This window comes from Atlanticothrix silvestris CENA357, assembly GCF_016056295.1.
Taxonomy (GTDB): Bacteria; Cyanobacteriota; Cyanobacteriia; order Cyanobacteriales; family Nostocaceae; genus Atlanticothrix; species Atlanticothrix silvestris.
Map to the genome: position 1 here is coordinate 1 of NZ_JAECZB010000094.1, position 16,089 is coordinate 16,089.

13 protein-coding genes are annotated in these 16,089 nt (G+C 41.7%); 6 read left to right on the forward strand and 7 right to left on the reverse strand.

What is annotated here, in order from left to right; all coding sequences use genetic code 11:
• Positions 1–2,162 (forward strand): cadherin-like domain-containing protein (locus I8751_RS23930; RefSeq protein ID WP_214441591.1); only part of this gene is annotated, 2,162 nt, incomplete at its 5' end.
• A 118-nt stretch (positions 2,163–2,280) separates the two neighbouring features.
• On the opposite strand, the gene I8751_RS23935 is transcribed toward I8751_RS23930, so the two are convergent.
• From I8751_RS23935 to petB, 5 genes are all read right to left on the reverse strand, one after another.
• Positions 2,281–2,652, reverse strand: coding sequence for a hypothetical protein (locus tag I8751_RS23935; protein ID WP_214441592.1), 372 nt, complete (start codon positions 2,650–2,652; stop codon positions 2,281–2,283).
• 93 nt (positions 2,653–2,745) lie between these two features.
• Entirely contained in the window at positions 2,746–3,909 is a 1,164-nt protein-coding gene (locus tag I8751_RS23940; protein ID WP_214441593.1) for a glycosyltransferase, read from the reverse strand.
• A gap of 371 nt (positions 3,910–4,280) precedes the next feature.
• On the reverse strand, positions 4,281–4,727 hold the full coding sequence (locus I8751_RS23945) for an ATP-binding protein (RefSeq protein ID WP_214441594.1): 447 nt from the start codon (positions 4,725–4,727) through the stop codon (positions 4,281–4,283).
• A 250-nt stretch (positions 4,728–4,977) separates the two neighbouring features.
• Positions 4,978–5,460, reverse strand: coding sequence for a cytochrome b6-f complex subunit IV (petD, locus tag I8751_RS23950; RefSeq protein WP_214441595.1), 483 nt, complete (start codon positions 5,458–5,460; stop codon positions 4,978–4,980).
• Positions 5,461–5,539: 79 nt separating this feature from the next.
• Positions 5,540–6,187, reverse strand: a complete 648-nt coding sequence (petB, locus tag I8751_RS23955; protein ID WP_214441596.1) for a cytochrome b6 — start codon at positions 6,185–6,187, stop codon at positions 5,540–5,542.
• A gap of 367 nt (positions 6,188–6,554) precedes the next feature.
• Here petB and ctpA point away from each other — a divergent pair, with 367 nt between their 5' ends.
• A complete protein-coding gene (gene ctpA / locus I8751_RS23960) occupies positions 6,555–7,802 on the forward strand; it encodes a carboxyl-terminal processing protease CtpA (protein WP_214441597.1) in 1,248 nt (415 codons plus the stop codon).
• A 137-nt stretch (positions 7,803–7,939) separates the two neighbouring features.
• Here ctpA and I8751_RS23965 read toward each other — a convergent pair whose 3' ends face one another.
• Positions 7,940–8,626: an MBL fold metallo-hydrolase gene (locus I8751_RS23965; protein WP_214441598.1), complete on the reverse strand. Its 687-nt coding sequence runs from the start codon at positions 8,624–8,626 to the stop codon at positions 7,940–7,942.
• A gap of 193 nt (positions 8,627–8,819) precedes the next feature.
• Here I8751_RS23965 and I8751_RS23970 point away from each other — a divergent pair, with 193 nt between their 5' ends.
• From I8751_RS23970 to I8751_RS23980, 3 genes are all read left to right on the forward strand, one after another.
• The gene (locus tag I8751_RS23970) at positions 8,820–10,298 is read left to right on the forward strand and encodes a site-2 protease family protein (RefSeq protein WP_214441691.1); all 1,479 of its coding nucleotides are present in this window, start codon (positions 8,820–8,822) and stop codon (positions 10,296–10,298) included.
• A gap of 410 nt (positions 10,299–10,708) precedes the next feature.
• Positions 10,709–11,188 carry a hypothetical protein gene (locus tag I8751_RS23975; protein WP_225894381.1) on the forward strand — a complete coding sequence of 160 codons (480 nt, stop codon included), beginning with the start codon at positions 10,709–10,711 and terminating at the stop codon, positions 11,186–11,188.
• Between the two features lie 208 nt (positions 11,189–11,396).
• The gene (locus I8751_RS23980) at positions 11,397–11,735 is read left to right on the forward strand and encodes a glycine-rich domain-containing protein (protein WP_214441600.1); all 339 of its coding nucleotides are present in this window, start codon (positions 11,397–11,399) and stop codon (positions 11,733–11,735) included.
• Between the two features lie 63 nt (positions 11,736–11,798).
• On the opposite strand, the gene I8751_RS23985 is transcribed toward I8751_RS23980, so the two are convergent.
• Positions 11,799–14,108: a tetratricopeptide repeat protein gene (locus I8751_RS23985; protein WP_214441601.1), complete on the reverse strand. Its 2,310-nt coding sequence runs from the start codon at positions 14,106–14,108 to the stop codon at positions 11,799–11,801.
• A 345-nt stretch (positions 14,109–14,453) separates the two neighbouring features.
• Here I8751_RS23985 and I8751_RS23990 point away from each other — a divergent pair, with 345 nt between their 5' ends.
• Positions 14,454–15,956, forward strand: a complete 1,503-nt coding sequence (locus I8751_RS23990; protein WP_214441602.1) for an iron uptake porin — start codon at positions 14,454–14,456, stop codon at positions 15,954–15,956.
• Positions 15,957–16,089 lie beyond the last annotated feature (133 nt).

Consider the following 16,089-nt stretch of genomic DNA (forward strand, 5'->3'; position numbering starts at 1 on the left):
GGTCAAGCTACGTAGTCTTTGGTAGCAGTAGTGGTTTTAACGCTAGCCTTAACCTTTCATCTCTTGATGGTAGTAACGGCTTTGTAATTAACGGTATTAATAGCGGTGACTTCTTAGGCACCTCCGTCAGCAGTGCGGGGGACATCAACGGCGACGGCATCGATGACCTAACTATCGGCGCAGATGGTGCCTCCCCCAACGGAACACCTATTGCAGGGTCAAGCTACGTGGTGTTTGGTCGCAACAGTGGCTTTAGTGCGGGTCTCAACCTCTCATCTCTCGATGGCAGCAACGGCTTTGTAATTAACGGTATTAATAGCTTTGACTCCTTAGGCAGATCCGTCAGCAGTGCGGGGGATATCAACGGCGACGGCATCGATGACTTGATTATCGGGGCAAGTAATGCCTCCCCCAACAGAGAAAGCGGTGCAGGGTCAAGCTACGTAGTCTTTGGTAGCAGTAGTGGTTTTAACGCCAGCCTTAACCTCTCATCTCTTGATGGCAGCAACGGCTTTGTAATTAACGGTATTAATAGCTTTGACTCCTCAGGCAGTTCTGTCAGCAGTGCGGGGGACATCAACGGTGACGGTATCGATGACTTGATTATTGGCGCATCAAGTGCCGACCCCAACGGTCAATATCGTGCAGGGTCAAGCTACGTGGTTTTTGGTCGCAGTAGTGGTTTTAACGCCAGCCTTAACCTCTCATCTCTTGATGGCAGCAACGGCTTTGTAATTAACGGCATTAATAGCGATGACTACTCAGGCGGCTCCGTCAGCAGTGCGGGGGATATCAACGGTGATAGCTTCGATGACTTGATTATCGGGGCAAGTAATGCCTCCCCTAACGGTCAATATCAAGCAGGGTCAAGCTACGTAGTCTTTGGTAGCAGTAGTGGTTTTAACGCTAGCCTTAACCTTTCATCTCTTGATGGCAGCAACGGCTTTGTAATTAACGGCATTAATAACGATGACTCCTCAGGCAGATCCGTCAGCAGTGCGGGGGATATCAACGGTGATAGCTTCGATGACTTGATTATTGGCGCATCAAGTGCCGACCCCAACGGACAAGGCTATGCAGGGTCAAGCTATGTGGTCTTTGGCTTTGGCTTTACAACTGCGGCTACCACTAACGAAGATACTGCCGTGACAATCTTAGCTAGGAATATTCTACGTAAATATACAGATGTAGAGGGCGAACGCTTAACCATCAATGACTTCACCAACCCTACTAACGGCACACTCACATTTAACGACAACGGCACCCAAGACAACCCCAGCGACGACTTCTTCACCTACACCCCCAATGCCAACTACAACGGCACTGACAGCTTTAATTTCACTGTCAGTGACGGTAATGGCGGTAGCATTAGTAGTGCTTTTAACCTCAACGTCAAGCCAGTCAACGATGCGCCTGTGGCAGCCAATGATCGTTTTACTACTAGTTTCAATACTGCGGTAAGTATTCAAGCTAGTACTCTGCTGGCTAATGATACTGACATCGATAGTAGTAGCCTCAGCATTACTGGCGTTAGTGGTGCAACCAAGGGTATTGCTGTGCTGAATAATAACGGCACTCAAGACAACTCGGCAGATGATTTCATCGTGTTTACCCCGACTAATGGGTTTAGTGGCAATGCCAAGTTCAACTACACCATTAGCGATGGTAGCTTAACTAGTACTACTACTGTAGCGATCGCTGTTGGTGCTAACATCACTGGCACTAACCGCAACGATACTATTTCTGGCACTCCAGGCGATGACAAAATCTGTGGTGGCAATGGCAACGACACCATCTGTGGCGGGAAGGGTAACGATACTATCTCTGGTGGCAATGGCAAAGATACCATCTATGGCGGTAAGGGTAAGGACATCCTCACAGGTGGCAATGGTAACGATACCATCTCTGGTGGTAAAGGTAATGACATGCTCACAGGTGGCAATGGTAAAGATAAATTTGTTTTTGCCTCTAAGGAAGGTACTGATACCATTACCGACTTCCGCAAGGGTACTGACTTGATTGGATTGTCTGGTGGCTTAACTTTTGGTCAACTGAGTTTTTGTGGTAACAATATTTTAGTGACTTCTACGAGTGAAATCCTGGCAAAACTTACGGGAATTAATACCACTAATCTAACTGCTTCTGATTTTATTACGGCCTAATCAATTTAATCAGAGACGTTGCATGTACTGCAACGCCTCTAAAAAATATCAAACTTTTGATAGTAGCTAAGATTGGCCCTTTTAAAATGACTTATAAAATATCTACTAGACTAACTGCTTAGTCTTCTAGGGATTTTGTTGGTACTTCGATCGCTTTAACATCAATTGTGCCGTCTGGTGTGAAGCGCTGAAAATGACCCTGTTGTACAGAAAGTTGCTCTCCACAGTTAGGACACTGCAACTGACTATTGTTTAAACCTGTAAATTCATAATTACAGACGGGACATTGATCAGTAACCAAGTTGCGTTGCAGCCACCAACGAAATCCAAAAAAAGCTACAACAGGTGCTAACAATAGCAATCCGAAAAGAATCAATAACGAGTTTACTAACCAGCCCAAGCCTAATGATGCCAGCAACCAAGCTACTGCTAACAAAGTCAGCCAAGGGCGAAGATTCACAAGACTTAATTGTAAAGATTTAAGGCCCATTTTTTAAATGTCATGCTGCTCTTTCTAGGATAGCGAGTTTAGCCAAGAGTCAAAAGTTAATGGTCAAAAACTTAGGACTATCAAGTTAATGATTCATGACGATAGCAGTTCCTGCAATCGCTTTTGGAAGGCATCTTTACCAAAAAGAGCGATCGCTTGCTCTCTTAGCCATTGTCCATCACAACGTTGATCATCTCCTTTGAGGATTTCTATACAAGCTGCTGCTACCGCCTCTGGGTTGCGATGGGGTACTCGCCATCCCAGCTTACCATCCTGCAAGGGGTCGGCTGACCCATCGTCGTCACCAGATAGCACAGGCAACCCACAAGCCATAGCCTCTAGATAAACAATGCCAAAGCCTTCTTGAGAAGGCATAATATAGGCATCAGCAAGGCGGTAGTGTGCTATTAATGCTTCTGTAGGTACAAAACCCGCAAATACCACGCGATCGCTCACACCTAAATCTTTTGCTAACTGAGCTAATCTTGGTTGGTCATCACCACGGCCAATTACCAAATATTTCACTTCTGGGAAAATCTGAGCGATTTGTGGTATAGCGCGAATCGTAACATCTACACCTTTGTAAATATCTCCTGACCATAACCGTGCTACAGTCATTAGAACTTTATTCCCTGTTAAGCCATATTTCTCAACTAATTCTGACTGCTTAGAACCAGGAGTAAATTGCTCACCATCAATCGTACAAGGAAGCATTTTGATTTTATTGGGATCTAAACCGTTAGTAGCACAGGCGCGATCGCGGCTATAGCGACTAATTGTCCAAATTCCTGCTGCTGAGGCAAGGGCGCGGCGTTCCTGATTTTTAAGTGGTTCCCAAACTTCCTTACCATAAGTTAGTACTGTGTAGGGAATACCCAACGGTTGGCAAAGATTTTGGATCAGTACTGCTAAGTTAATATGACCACAAAAAACATGTTGGGGGCGTTTGTGCAACAGATACTTCAGCAGAGTTACCCCCATTTTCATTCTTCCTATCTGGGGGGACTGATTTTGAAAGTAATGAAATTTTAAATTATCGGACTCAAAAGGATTTGAGCATTTAAAAGTATCTCGTAGCAAAAAGACATCTGCCTGAGAGCCTGTATTCAATCCCAAATAACTACGAAAAATATCTTTTACATAGGATTGAATCCCACCTTCGTGTGTAAAAATCTCTAGGAAAACGAAGACATGGTTAGCTTGTTTGCAAGGATTTTTACTTGGATCTAGTTTTTTTCCCACTGTATCAATTAGCATTTATCTTTTTATCTTCCTACAGAGGATTTAGCAGCGGGTGTGGTTGTACGATTTTGCAATCGCTCCATATATGTCTGTATCATTTTCTTTAAAATTTCCTTAAAACTGACTTGGGGTTCCCAGCCTAGCTTTTTTTAACTTCCAGCACTACTTGTCAAATCCTAGCAAAGGAGTAACTGCAACTCGTATGCTGACTTTACTAAATTGAGTATTTTTTTTATACCAAAATTTTTATATTCTTCTGACAAAGTTACAAGGCGCTACGCGAACGCTATAACAACTTCTCTTTGCAGATTGTTGTATGAAGTCCACGTAGCTGGACTTTGCTTGTGTAGTAGCAAATTATATTCGCCTAATTGTCTCTAAAATTCTCACTTCATTTGATCTTCATGGGCATATTTGACGATCAAAAGACAATTTCTACCATCTGTACTGCGTTCATAAACAACACGGTCAGCCAAACGCCGCAACAAAAACCATCCGTAGCCTCCTACTTGCAGAGTACCTGGTTCTGGCTCTGCGATCGCATCGGGGTCAAAAGGTTTTCCATGATCCCAAATTCTCATTTCTAATTTGTTAATCCACAGACTAACTTGAATTTCTATGGTTGTTTCGGGTGGTAAAGCACGATGAGCATGACGAACCGCGTTAGTAAAGCCCTCTGCTAATGCTAAATTGAGGCGATAAAGTTGGCCTTCTGACCAACCCAGTTGAGACACATGTTGCAGACAAAATTGATCAAACCATTGTTGCACTTTGTTTAAGAGCTTCAGGTCGCTCTTCACTGTCAGATGGTCTCGCTTCACCATGCTAAGCATTGACCGTGACTTGAATATAAAATAAGTAAAAATGCTGGGATCTTCCGTCTTTATAACGGTTTGAGATTTTGGAATCGCTTTTGCATCCAAAATTCAAAACTAAAGCATTAGGCTGGATTACTAAAATTGACGCCTGTGGATTTTTTCAAGAGTGCATCTACGAGGCTAAGAAGCGACGACTGCCGCAGTTGTTCACTTCGTGACGTACTCTTGAAACTTACAGGCGTCAAAACTTTTTGTGGTGACTAATTTAGAACAATCCCAAGGTCAAAGATTTATCCAATGGGAGAGCAGCACCAATACCCAACCACAGAGTAACGAGAGTACCAAAAAGGAACACTGTAGTCGCTACTGGACGACGGAAAGGATTTTGGAACTTGTTGACGTTCTCAATGAAGGGAACGAGGATCAATCCCAAAGGCACGGATGCCATTGCTAACACTCCTAAAAGTTTGTTAGGAAGCGATCGCAAAATCTGGAAGACTGGATACAAGTACCACTCTGGCAAAATTTCCAATGGTGTAGCGAAAGGATTTGCTGGCTCACCTGTCATAGCGGGATCTAGCACAGCTAGAGCCACAATACAAGCAAACGAACCCATGATTACAATTGGGAACACGTACAGCAAATCATTAGGCCAGGCGGGTTCACCATAGTAGTTGTGACCCATGCCTTGGGCTAGTTTGGCTCTTAATTTAGGATCACTCAGATCGGGTTTTTTCTGTGTTGCCATTTTTAAACGCGCTCTCCTGCTTAAATTCAATTAAAGCATTTGTGAAAGCCATCAGCTATAAGCTATTGGCTCATTTAGATTACAAGGGGCCGGAAATACCTTGCTTGCGGATCATCAAGAAGTGGAACAGCATGAAGACCGCAATTAACCAAGGTAGTACAAATGTGTGGGCGCTGTAGTAGCGAGTCAGTGTTGCTTGACCAACACTAGAACCACCGCGCAAGAGGTCTGAAATTAAAACGCCAACTACGGGAATTGCTTCTGGTACGCCGCTGACAATTTTCACAGCCCAGTAGCCAACTTGATCCCAAGGTAATGAATAGCCTGTTACACCAAAAGAAACGGTGATCACAGCCAGGATAACACCACTTACCCAAGTCAATTCACGGGGCTTTTTGAAACCACCTGTGAGGTACACCCGGAAGACGTGCAAAATCATCATTAATACCATCATGCTGGCAGACCAGCGGTGGATGGAACGAATTAACCAGCCGAAGTTTACATCATTCATGATGTACTGCACAGAGGAGTAAGCTTCAGCAACCGTTGGTCTGTAGTAGAACGTCATTGCAAATCCAGTAGCAAACTGGATCAGAAAGCAAACCAGGGTAATCCCACCCAGACAGTAGAAGATATTGACATGGGGAGGTACATACTTGCTAGTAACATCTTCAGCAAGCGCTTGAATTTCCAAGCGTTCCTCAAACCAGTCGTAAACGTTGGCCATACAATCTCAAGTTCCTAAAAATCGGTTGCGGTTGACAATCTCCCAAATTAGCAATTTTGGGATTTTCACAAAGAGGAGTTGGTTTGTTTGCTTTTGAGCTTTCAGAGTGGTAAGAATTTTAAGAAACTTAACACTCTGCAAATATGAAATATATTGCGTTCTCTTCGCAACCCAACACACAAAATGGTGGACACAAAGTAGATCTTATCGTTTGTTGAGTGCTATGCATGAGCATCAATTGCTTTAACAAGTTGATGAGAACAATGCACCACTTCTATAAAAAAAGTAACATAATCGAGAGATAGATTTCATCAACAACAAGGTAATTGGGCAGTTCTAGGCAGTTTGGGTTGAGGTGGAATTAAACATGGGGTTCATGCAGAAACAGGTTTTTAGGTTGGGATTTTCAGTACTAATGGCTTTTTGTTTAGCGCTGGGTTTACTCATTCAACCAGCAACAGCATTGACGGACGAACAGAAGTTAGTTTCAGAAGTTTGGCGAATTGTCAATCGCTCTTATCTGGATGAGACGTTTAATCATCAAAATTGGGCAGCAGTGCGGCAAAAAGCTCTTGAAAAGCCGCTTAATGATCAAAAAGCTACTTATGCGGCGATTCAGAAAATGCTCCAGAGTCTTGATGATCCTTTTACGCGTTTTTTAGACCCAGAGCAGTACCGCAGTTTGCAGGTGAATACTTCTGGAGAATTAACTGGGGTAGGTTTGCAAATAGCCCTCGATCCTCAAACAGGAACATTACAAGTGGTAACTCCCATAGAGGGTTCCCCAGCAGATCAAGCAGGAATCAGACCGCGCGATCGCATTCTCAAAATTGAAGGCATTTCCACAGAAAATCTGACCCTCGACGAAGCAGCGGCTAGGATGCGCGGGTCTATTGGTAGTTTAGTCACACTTTTGATTGAACGAGAGGGAGAAGGAGAGATTGAAGTTAGAGTCATGCGCGATCGCATTGCTTTAAACCCTGTCGTGGCCGATTTGCGACTCTCTCCAGAGGGTACGCCCATTGGCTATCTTCGCCTGAGCCAATTTAATGCCAATGCCTCAATGGAATTGGCACACGCCATTTCTAGTCTAGAGAAAAAAGGCGCTGCTGCCTATATTCTAGATTTACGAAATAATCCTGGTGGACTCTTGCAATCAGGAATTGAAATTGCCCGCCTGTGGTTAAATTCTGGCACCGTAGTTTACACCGTAAATCGCCAAGGTATTCAGGGTAGTTTTGAATCATTTGGGCCAGCTTTGACAGACGATCCTCTAGTAATTTTGGTTAATCAAGGAACTGCTAGTGCCAGTGAAATTCTTGCCGGCGCACTACAAGATAACGGTCGTGCCCAGTTAATAGGTGAAACTACCTTTGGTAAAGGCTTAATTCAGTCGTTATTTGAATTGTCAGATGGTTCTGGATTGGCAGTTACAATTGCTAAGTATGAAACTCCTCAACACCGAGATATTAACAAATTAGGTATTAAGCCAGATACAGTGATTACTCAAGAGCCAATCAAGCGCGAACAGATTGCTACAGAAGCAGATTTACAATATAAAGCAGCATTGGAGCTATTGAATAAAAATTCGGTAGTATCGGGAGTAGGGAAGTAGAGGAGGCAGAGGAGCAGGGGAGCAGGGGAGCAGGGGAGCAGGGGAGCAAGAAGAGGGGGAAAGGTTAAAGGTTAAAGGGTAAAGGATGAAGAAACAAACCCTTTAACCCTGCCCCTTTCCCCCTTACCCCATGCCCTCTAAATAATGGGTTGTGCCTGAAGCAAGGCTTGTAAATCTAAGTTAGTGAGGCGCTGATAAGCGTTGTCTATTAAACGTTTACCTCTGAGAAAACCCGTGTTAGCTCCAGGACAAATATATTGGAGAGTATCTGGCGAATAAATTTCTAGTAAAAACTGGAGGCTCTTAATTTGTCGTGGCCAGTGAAAAGTTTTTGCTGTGCGTAACGGTACTGGTTCGCCCTGCTGGTTAGGAACTAAATGACGGCCAGAAAACAGCACACCTCCAAAGTCACTGTAATACAGACAAGATGAACCGGGAGAATGACCAGGTGTCCAAATAATTTGTGTTGTTGCAGTAAAATTAAGTTCTTGACCAAAAGTAGTTACGGTTAATCCTGGCAGTAAATACGCTTCTTGCTCTTGAATTAGAACTTCGCAACCCAAGATTTGTTGAATTTCTGCTGTTTTACCAATAGCACCTCGATGAGTGAGAAATAACCAACGCACGCCCCCATGCGATCGCAAAAAATCTTGATTTGTTTGGTCTAGGGTAGGGCAATCGATGAGAATATTGCCTTCATTTCTTACAATGAAGTAAGATGTTCCTCCTAACGTGTCTCGATTTGGTGGAAAGGCAAAGATACTTTCTAATACAGCCCGTGGTGGTTTAACTGTATGGTTCGGCGGTTGAGGTAAGGGGCACATGGGCAAAAAACCGAAACTGAGGAGTTGTAAAAAATCTAGTTATAGAGTTGAACTTCTTAAGAATTTACACTTGAGACTGAACAACTACTATTAACTGTTGCAGCAAAAATTGGGGTTAAAATTCTGCTTGGTAGTGATAGATGTGGTGCTGACACTACTGGTAGGACGTTTTTTCAAAATTACTGAAGATCACATGACATTTTGGTTTCTCCTCCTACTGGGACTAGCTACTTATCTGATGGTGCAGCGCAGTGTCGCTAACATCACCCAAACTCCTGTCTGGTTGTTGTGGCTGGTGTTAATGACACCAGCATTGCTATTAAGCGGATGGACGCTAATGTATGGGGTGAAGCAACCTCCGCCGCCATCACTGATTATTTGGCCTTCGCTTATCTGTCTTTTGTTATACTGGCTATTGTTTCAATGGGGGCGTAGAATACCAAAAGATACGCAAACTGAACCCCAATCTCCAGAATCACAATCGGCTATCCATCCTATCGCAGAACCAGTACCAGTGCGTCCCATTGAACCAACGGAAGAAACTCAACTGCGAAATTGTTTTTCTTGGTCTGTATACTACATCCAAAACATTGAATACAGACCTCAGGCTGTGATCTGCCGAGGTCACTTAAGAACAACGCCCGCTAAAGCCTATCAACAGATTAAAACAAATATTGAAGCAGAATTTGGCGATCGCTTTTTGGTAATTTTTCAAGAGGGTCTCAATGGTAAACCCTTCTTTGTGCTTGTTCCCAACACTCAAGCAGCTAAAGCAGAAAATTCCAGCAAGCCAGAAAAGTTAACTCGGCCAGTCTTAGCATTATCACTACTAGTAGCTACTTTATTAACTACTACCCTAGTCGGGGCAAAAACTGCTGGTGTTGATCCGACGACGCTTCAATCTGACCCAACGGTATTTTTGAAAGGATTACCCTATGCTTTAGGGTTGATGACTATTTTAGGCATCCACGAACTTGGTCATTATTTGACAGCTAAATTCTACAAAATTCGCTCGACTTTGCCTTACTTTATCCCAATGCCTTTTTTCTTGGGAACCTTTGGTGCATTTATTCAAATGCGGAGTCCAATTCCTAACCGCAAAGCTTTATTTGACGTTAGCATTGCTGGGCCAATTGCAGGTTTTATCGCCACTTTACCCTTACTAATATGGGGTTTAGCTAATTCCGAAGTGGTTCCCCTGACTGAAAAAACAGGACTGTTGAATCCCGATGCACTCAATCCCAAATATTCAATCTTATTAGCGTTGCTCTCCAAATTAGCATTAGGAAGTCAGTTAACAGCGAAATCAGCTATTGATTTGCATCCCATCGCCGTGGCTGGCTTTCTAGGATTAATCGTAACCGCATTAAATTTGATGCCTGTGGGTCAATTAGATGGGGGTCACATTGTCCATGCAATGTTTGGACAAAGGACTGCAATCGTTATTGGGCAAATTTCACGCTTGTTACTGCTACTACTTTCTCTAGTGCAGCCAGAATTTTTTGTATGGGCGATTATCTTGTTATTCATCCCCTTAATTGATGAACCTGCCTTAAATGATGTCACTGAATTGAATAACGGACGTGACATTTTGGGGTTGGTAGCAATGGCTTTATTAGTAATGATTGTGCTGCCACTACCCCAGGCGATCGCTCGTTTGTTGCAAATTTAAATATTTATAACTTTCTTGTGTCATTCTGGACACAGAGAAATAAGTAACCTCTCTTAGCGTTCTCTGCAAAACGCTAGACATCGCTGTGTGCTTAAAGCTATAGCGACTTTTTTATACCTGTAATCAACGATACATGAACCTATCTGTGAACATTAAATGAACTCTTTTTTGAACTAAAACTGAGGTTTGACCTCATATTTGTTTTAATGGTAAACCCTTAATTGTAGCTCAATAAAGAGATATTAATTTAACACACAGAAAAAGGGAGATTCATGCTACTTATAAATACTCTAAAAACTTTTACTTTCAGTTCTTTTGTCCTGATTTCTGCGTTCCAATGCCCAGCATTCGGATTAGTCAATCAATCTATATCTTCAAATAAATTAGTATCCATTAATACTAGTATTCAGATGCCTAAACAGCCTCTTTTAGTAGTTCAAAACTACATATATTGGGGGGCGCAACGGGACTGTCAAATTATGATGCCAGGTGTAGTCACAGAAAACATGCTTGATCGCTTGACATCTTTTAGTGCTACTACCCAAACTGCGTACACCATTATACAGAGAGACTTTCCAGAAGCTTCTAGAATACCTATCCCCCAGCTTCGGCAAGTATTGCAAAGTGCAATGCGAGAAACGATTGGCCATACTGGCAAGGTTATTAGAACTACCAATCTTGTAATTGATGGACATCCTGGCTTGGAATTATTGATGCAACACTCGGATGGGAGTCTGGGACAATATCGCGCATTTGTAGTTAATCAGCGTCTTTATTTTATGGGGTCTTTAACAAAAGATGAATTAACTACAGAAGCTGTTAACTTCTTTGATTCTTTTCGAGTTTACCCAGAGCGTATTCGTTACTCCAATTCGAGCATTTATGAATAATTATATTCATGGATTTTGCCTCACATAATTATTGCTAAATCAAGCTCTAAATAAAGTTTATCTTAGGAGTATTAAATTGAATATAATCCAGATGGCACCCAAAATTTTTTGCCAGTTTAGGAAAAATTACAATTTCTTTAACAAAGTTAAATTGATTGACTGGCAAGCGATATTTTTTAGCCTCATTAAATCACATAAAGATCAAAAAATGAGTGTAATACAAGCCTTACTGGCGATTCAACAGTATAGAAGGTTACTGTTTTTAATCCAAAAATATCCATACATCAGAATGGTTCCTAATCAAGAAATTGATACAGTCTTACACGCACATATAGCTAATATTCATCAGTTTGAAGAAGACTGTCAGAACCTCTTTAGTGTTTATCTTCAACACGTTCCCAATTTTGGAGTTACAGGAGAAGCTGAACGTTTAGAATGGCAATTAGCTTTTGCTCAAACTCAGAAATTATTTGAATTGAATTTTGGGCAAGGTGCTATGGGTAATTCCCCCGCTGCTTGTTGTGAAATTCTTTTGAAGAATACATAGTTCGGCTGTTTATAGATTCATGACAAAAGATCAGAGTTTCAATTTTACAAAATATTAGGGATTTCATATTTTAATATCTAAGTTTTGCAGTATATTTAGCGTTTCCTCTACTTCCGGTAACATCCCCAGCTTTTCAAAATTTTCTAAGGCTTTGTTTGCCCAATTTTGAGCATCAGCTAAATTGCCCTTGGCCTTTGCCAGAAAAGAAAATGAACGTTGACAAAATGCAATGCGGCTTTTATCTTCGTTGGCTTCTGCTACACGCAATCCTTCTGTTAATAGTCGTTCGGCTTCATCTAGTCTTTGTTGTTTGATGGCAACGTCAGCCAACCAATTTTGGGTACAGAAGATGGCGCGTATCCAGTTCATCGCTTGTGCAAGTTCTAGGGTTTCTTGAAAAATTATTTTTGCTTGCTCATATTTTTCATGTTTAAAGAAAATTTCACCTTGATAATATTGAATTTGCACTAATTGCCGCGATCGCTGCTGTTGCTCTAATTGCGTCTCTTGCAATAGTTGTCTTGCTTGAGTTAGCCAAGTCTGCGCCTCATCCAGCCTTTGCTGTTGAATGCGTAAGACCGCTATATTTCTTGCCAAGGTCAACATAAACAAAGTTTCTTGATGATGACGTAACTCCCAAGCTTTAGTAAACAGTTCGTCTGCTTCTTCTAACTGCTTCTGTCTACCCATTGAGGTGAGAGTCCAAGCACGGTCAACCATGACTTTTGCTGTAACTGACCAGTCCCCGCGTTGTTCTGCTGCTTGAATTAGCCATGCTGTCCAACTCAGGCGATCGTCCCAATATCGCAAACGACTTTCTCGCCTACCCATAATATGGGTGTATGCCTCAAGATTTTGCCAAAACTTCAACATTTCTGTGTATCGACCCTCAACCATACACCACTCAATTGCAGCTTGTAAATTTTGCCACTCTTCCTCCAAACCATCAAACTGCCCTTGCCACCCTTTAGCATCTTGTCCGATATACCTCTGTGAAAAATTTAAGTACCAACTAATCCACCTCTCCCTTGCTTCCCCTTCAAAGTCAGGGTAGTTCTTTAGTTCGGCAAGGGCATACTCGCGGGTTAGTGGTAGCATACTGTAGCGATTATTCTCTTGCCTGACTAACGAAAGACCCCGCAATCGAGCTAAATCAGCACTTGTTGTATTTAAATTCATTTCTGGTACTGCTACTTGTACGAGTGCATCCTGTAAAGGTGGCATTGGAAATAGCGCTAGTGCCATCAATAACTTATGGGCTGATTGTCCTGCAAGGGGGTTGACGGAAGTTTCAAAACAAAAACGGGCAACGTCTCCCGTAGATTGAGACACCCCTCCCAATACTTCTTGAATGGGGTACCCGTTAGCTAGCTGACCAATGGCGTAACTGATGGCTACTGGAATACCACCCGTAAATTTGTAAAGTGTTTGACTATCTTTATTACTGAGAGAAACTCCTTTTTCTTGAGCTTCGTGCTTAATTAAACAGAGACCATCTGATTCTGGCATTGATGTTAACCGCACAGGTACAAACAAAATTTGTTCGCGGGTAGTAATCACTGCTTTGACAGTTGGTGGTAATTCATACAAAAATGCCAAAACATCTTGCTGATTTTCCACCGTCTCCAAATTATCGACAATTAGCAGTGTGCGCTGACAAGAAAAGGCATCCTTAATTAAATCTAATTGCTCTTCAAAACTCACCCCAGTAATATCTAACTCATTCAATATGCGTGCAATCTGGTGGAAAATATCACGTAAAGTTCGTCTTGGAGCCAAACTTGGTAATAAACCGAAGGAGGTAAGGTAAGACTGTTTGGCTGAAGTAAAAATAATCGTATCAAAAGTAGGCACACCCAATAAAGTTTCATTATTGTAACTGGCGTGTAAACAACGATAAGCTGCTTCCAGTACAAGGGTTGTTTTGCCTACACCACCAATACCATCGACGCTCACTAAATGTGCAGAATGCCTGGGTGAAAGTAACTCCAAAAGCCGAGTAATTTCCTCTTCTCTACCCACAAATGTAGTGCAACTAGGAGCCGGTAAGTTGTGACGCAGACGTTTTGAGGCAATAGGTAAAGAAATTAAAGGTAATTCAATGTCTGTAACAATTTCACTTCTGTTATACTTCGGCTCTTGTAATAATTTTTCTAAAACTAACTCAACTGTATTAATACGTATCTTTTGCTTTGTAGCGTCTGATAATAACTCCCAAAGTTTGGGACAAAATACTCTCTGCACCGTGCCGCCCGCGTATCCAGTGACCTGAATATCTTTAAGTTTTTTTCCTGCGAAAACCTGCTCCAAAATAGATTTTTGTACATCTGTCAAACCTATTCCTGTTATGGGAATAACTAGCTCATTTGCCACTCTTATGAGTTCCGATATCTTTTCAATGCCCATCTCTCAGTTGGAAATAAATCCTTTTAGTGAGCTTAGCTTAATTTCGGAATTAAATGGATGCCTTCAATAAATTGAACAACCAAACTGAATATCTTGAATATTTTGAATTTAAAGTTGAATATATAACTGAAAATCCGTTTACAAAATGAATGATATCTCTGATACTTTATTAAAAAAGCTTCAACGTAAAAGTATCTAGATTAATTTTTTGAAACCACAAACATGTTGAAATTTATCAGACTTTTTCTGTGCGTACTTCCTGCTGCCTTGATTTTAATATTAATTCCAAATGCAAACGTTAAAGCTGAAAAATTGAAATCTGGTGATCATTCAATTGATTTTCCTCAGAAAGTTAATCAATATGTTCAACTAAATTCTACGCCAGTTACTTCAGTTTCTCAGCTTTCTGATGTGCAGTCTACTGACTGGGCATTTCAAGCATTGCAGTCTCTAGTTGAGCGTTATAGCTGTATTGCTGGCTATCCTGATGGTAGTTTCAAAGGAAGTCGCGCTATGACTCGCTTTGAGTTTGCTACTGCATTAAACGACTGCTTAGACAGAATTAACCAAAGAATTACTGCTGATATCACAGACGGAGTTGTTAAAGAAGATTTGGCAACTTTGCAAAAGCTACAAGAGGAGTTCAAAACAGAACTCACTACCTTACAGGGTAGAGTTGATATTGTGGAAGCACGTACCGAACAGCTAGAAAAACAGCAGTTTTCTGCAACGACAAAACTCAATGGTCAAGTTATATTTGCTGCTGTAGATGCTTTTGGAGATGCTAGCCGTAGTGGTGATGAAGATAATAGCAACCTCACGTTTTCTAGCCGAATACGCCTTAACTTTGATACTAGCTTTACTGGAAAAGATCAGTTACGTATACGACTGCAAGCGAGTAATATTATTAATCCGAATGCACCCGGCAATGAAGCTCGTGTAGCTTTCCAATCTGGTAGTGATACAACTAACAATGTAGCACTCAGTAAACTGCAATATCGTTTTCCTTTAAACGAGCAAGTATCTATTTTGGCTGCCACAGGTTTTAATACTTACTTTGATGATGGGGATGTTATTAACCCTCTACAAAGTGATGTAAATGCGACTATTTCTCGCTTTGGTCGATACAATGCCATTTATCGTTTGGGTGGAGATACGGGTGTAATAGTTACTTATAAGCCGAACAGAAACATCAAAGCAGAGGCAATGTACCTAGCGAAAAATGCTAATAATCCTGGTAACGGCTTATTTAACAGTGGTTATGGTGCATTGGGGCAGATTGTCTTCTATCCAAATAGCGAAGACCCAGTGACCAAAATTGCTTTTACTTATGTCAATGCCTACAACGAGGATGGTTTAGGCCATAATACTGGCAGCTTACCATCTAACTTGGGAGGCAGGAAAGTTTCCTCTAACTCTTACGGTATTGAAACGAATGTCAAAATTAATAGTGGTTTTCAGGTGGGTGGATGGGTAGGCTATACCAGTGCGCGGGCCCTGACTGGAGAAGTTAAAGGCGATGCTGATATTTGGAACTGGGCTGTCACTCTAGCCTTTCCTGATTTGGGCAAACAGGGTAATTTGGGGGGGATTATTATCGGTATGCAGCCTAGGTTGACTAATACTTCAGCACCTTTAGCAGGCTTGCCTCGTCGTGACCCAGATACTGGGTTTCACATTGAAGGGTTTTATAGGTATAAAATCAACGACAATATCAGTATTACTCCTGGTCTTCTTTGGCTGACAGCACCAAATCATAACAGTCAAAATGGTGACATTTTTTTGGGAGTAATTAGAACTACTTTCGAGATATGAAGGGAAATTCAAAAGATTAGTCATAGATTTGTCCTTATGCAATCCATAGGATATTGCTATTGAAAAAACCTAATTTTAAGGAATTGCAAAAAACATGACGATAGTACAGAATTATTACGTAAGTAAGAATTCT

Bases quoted from the DNA above. Each gene is read 5' to 3' on its own strand.
- I8751_RS23935 (WP_214441592.1), bottom strand. From the start codon at position 2,652: ATGGGCCTTAAATCTTTACAATTAAGTCTTGTGAATCTTCGCCCTTGG.
- I8751_RS23940 (WP_214441593.1), bottom strand. From the start codon at position 3,909: ATGCTAATTGATACAGTGGGAAAAAAACTAGATCCAAGTAAAAATCCT.
- I8751_RS23945 (WP_214441594.1), bottom strand. From the start codon at position 4,727: ATGCTTAGCATGGTGAAGCGAGACCATCTGACAGTGAAGAGCGACCTG.
- petD (WP_214441595.1), bottom strand. From the start codon at position 5,460: ATGGCAACACAGAAAAAACCCGATCTGAGTGATCCTAAATTAAGAGCC.
- petB (WP_214441596.1), bottom strand. From the start codon at position 6,187: ATGGCCAACGTTTACGACTGGTTTGAGGAACGCTTGGAAATTCAAGCG.
- ctpA (WP_214441597.1), top strand. From the start codon at position 6,555: ATGGGGTTCATGCAGAAACAGGTTTTTAGGTTGGGATTTTCAGTACTA.
- I8751_RS23965 (WP_214441598.1), bottom strand. From the start codon at position 8,626: ATGTGCCCCTTACCTCAACCGCCGAACCATACAGTTAAACCACCACGG.
- I8751_RS23970 (WP_214441691.1), top strand. From the start codon at position 8,820: ATGACATTTTGGTTTCTCCTCCTACTGGGACTAGCTACTTATCTGATG.
- I8751_RS23975 (WP_225894381.1), top strand. From the start codon at position 10,709: ATGCCTAAACAGCCTCTTTTAGTAGTTCAAAACTACATATATTGGGGG.
- I8751_RS23980 (WP_214441600.1), top strand. From the start codon at position 11,397: ATGAGTGTAATACAAGCCTTACTGGCGATTCAACAGTATAGAAGGTTA.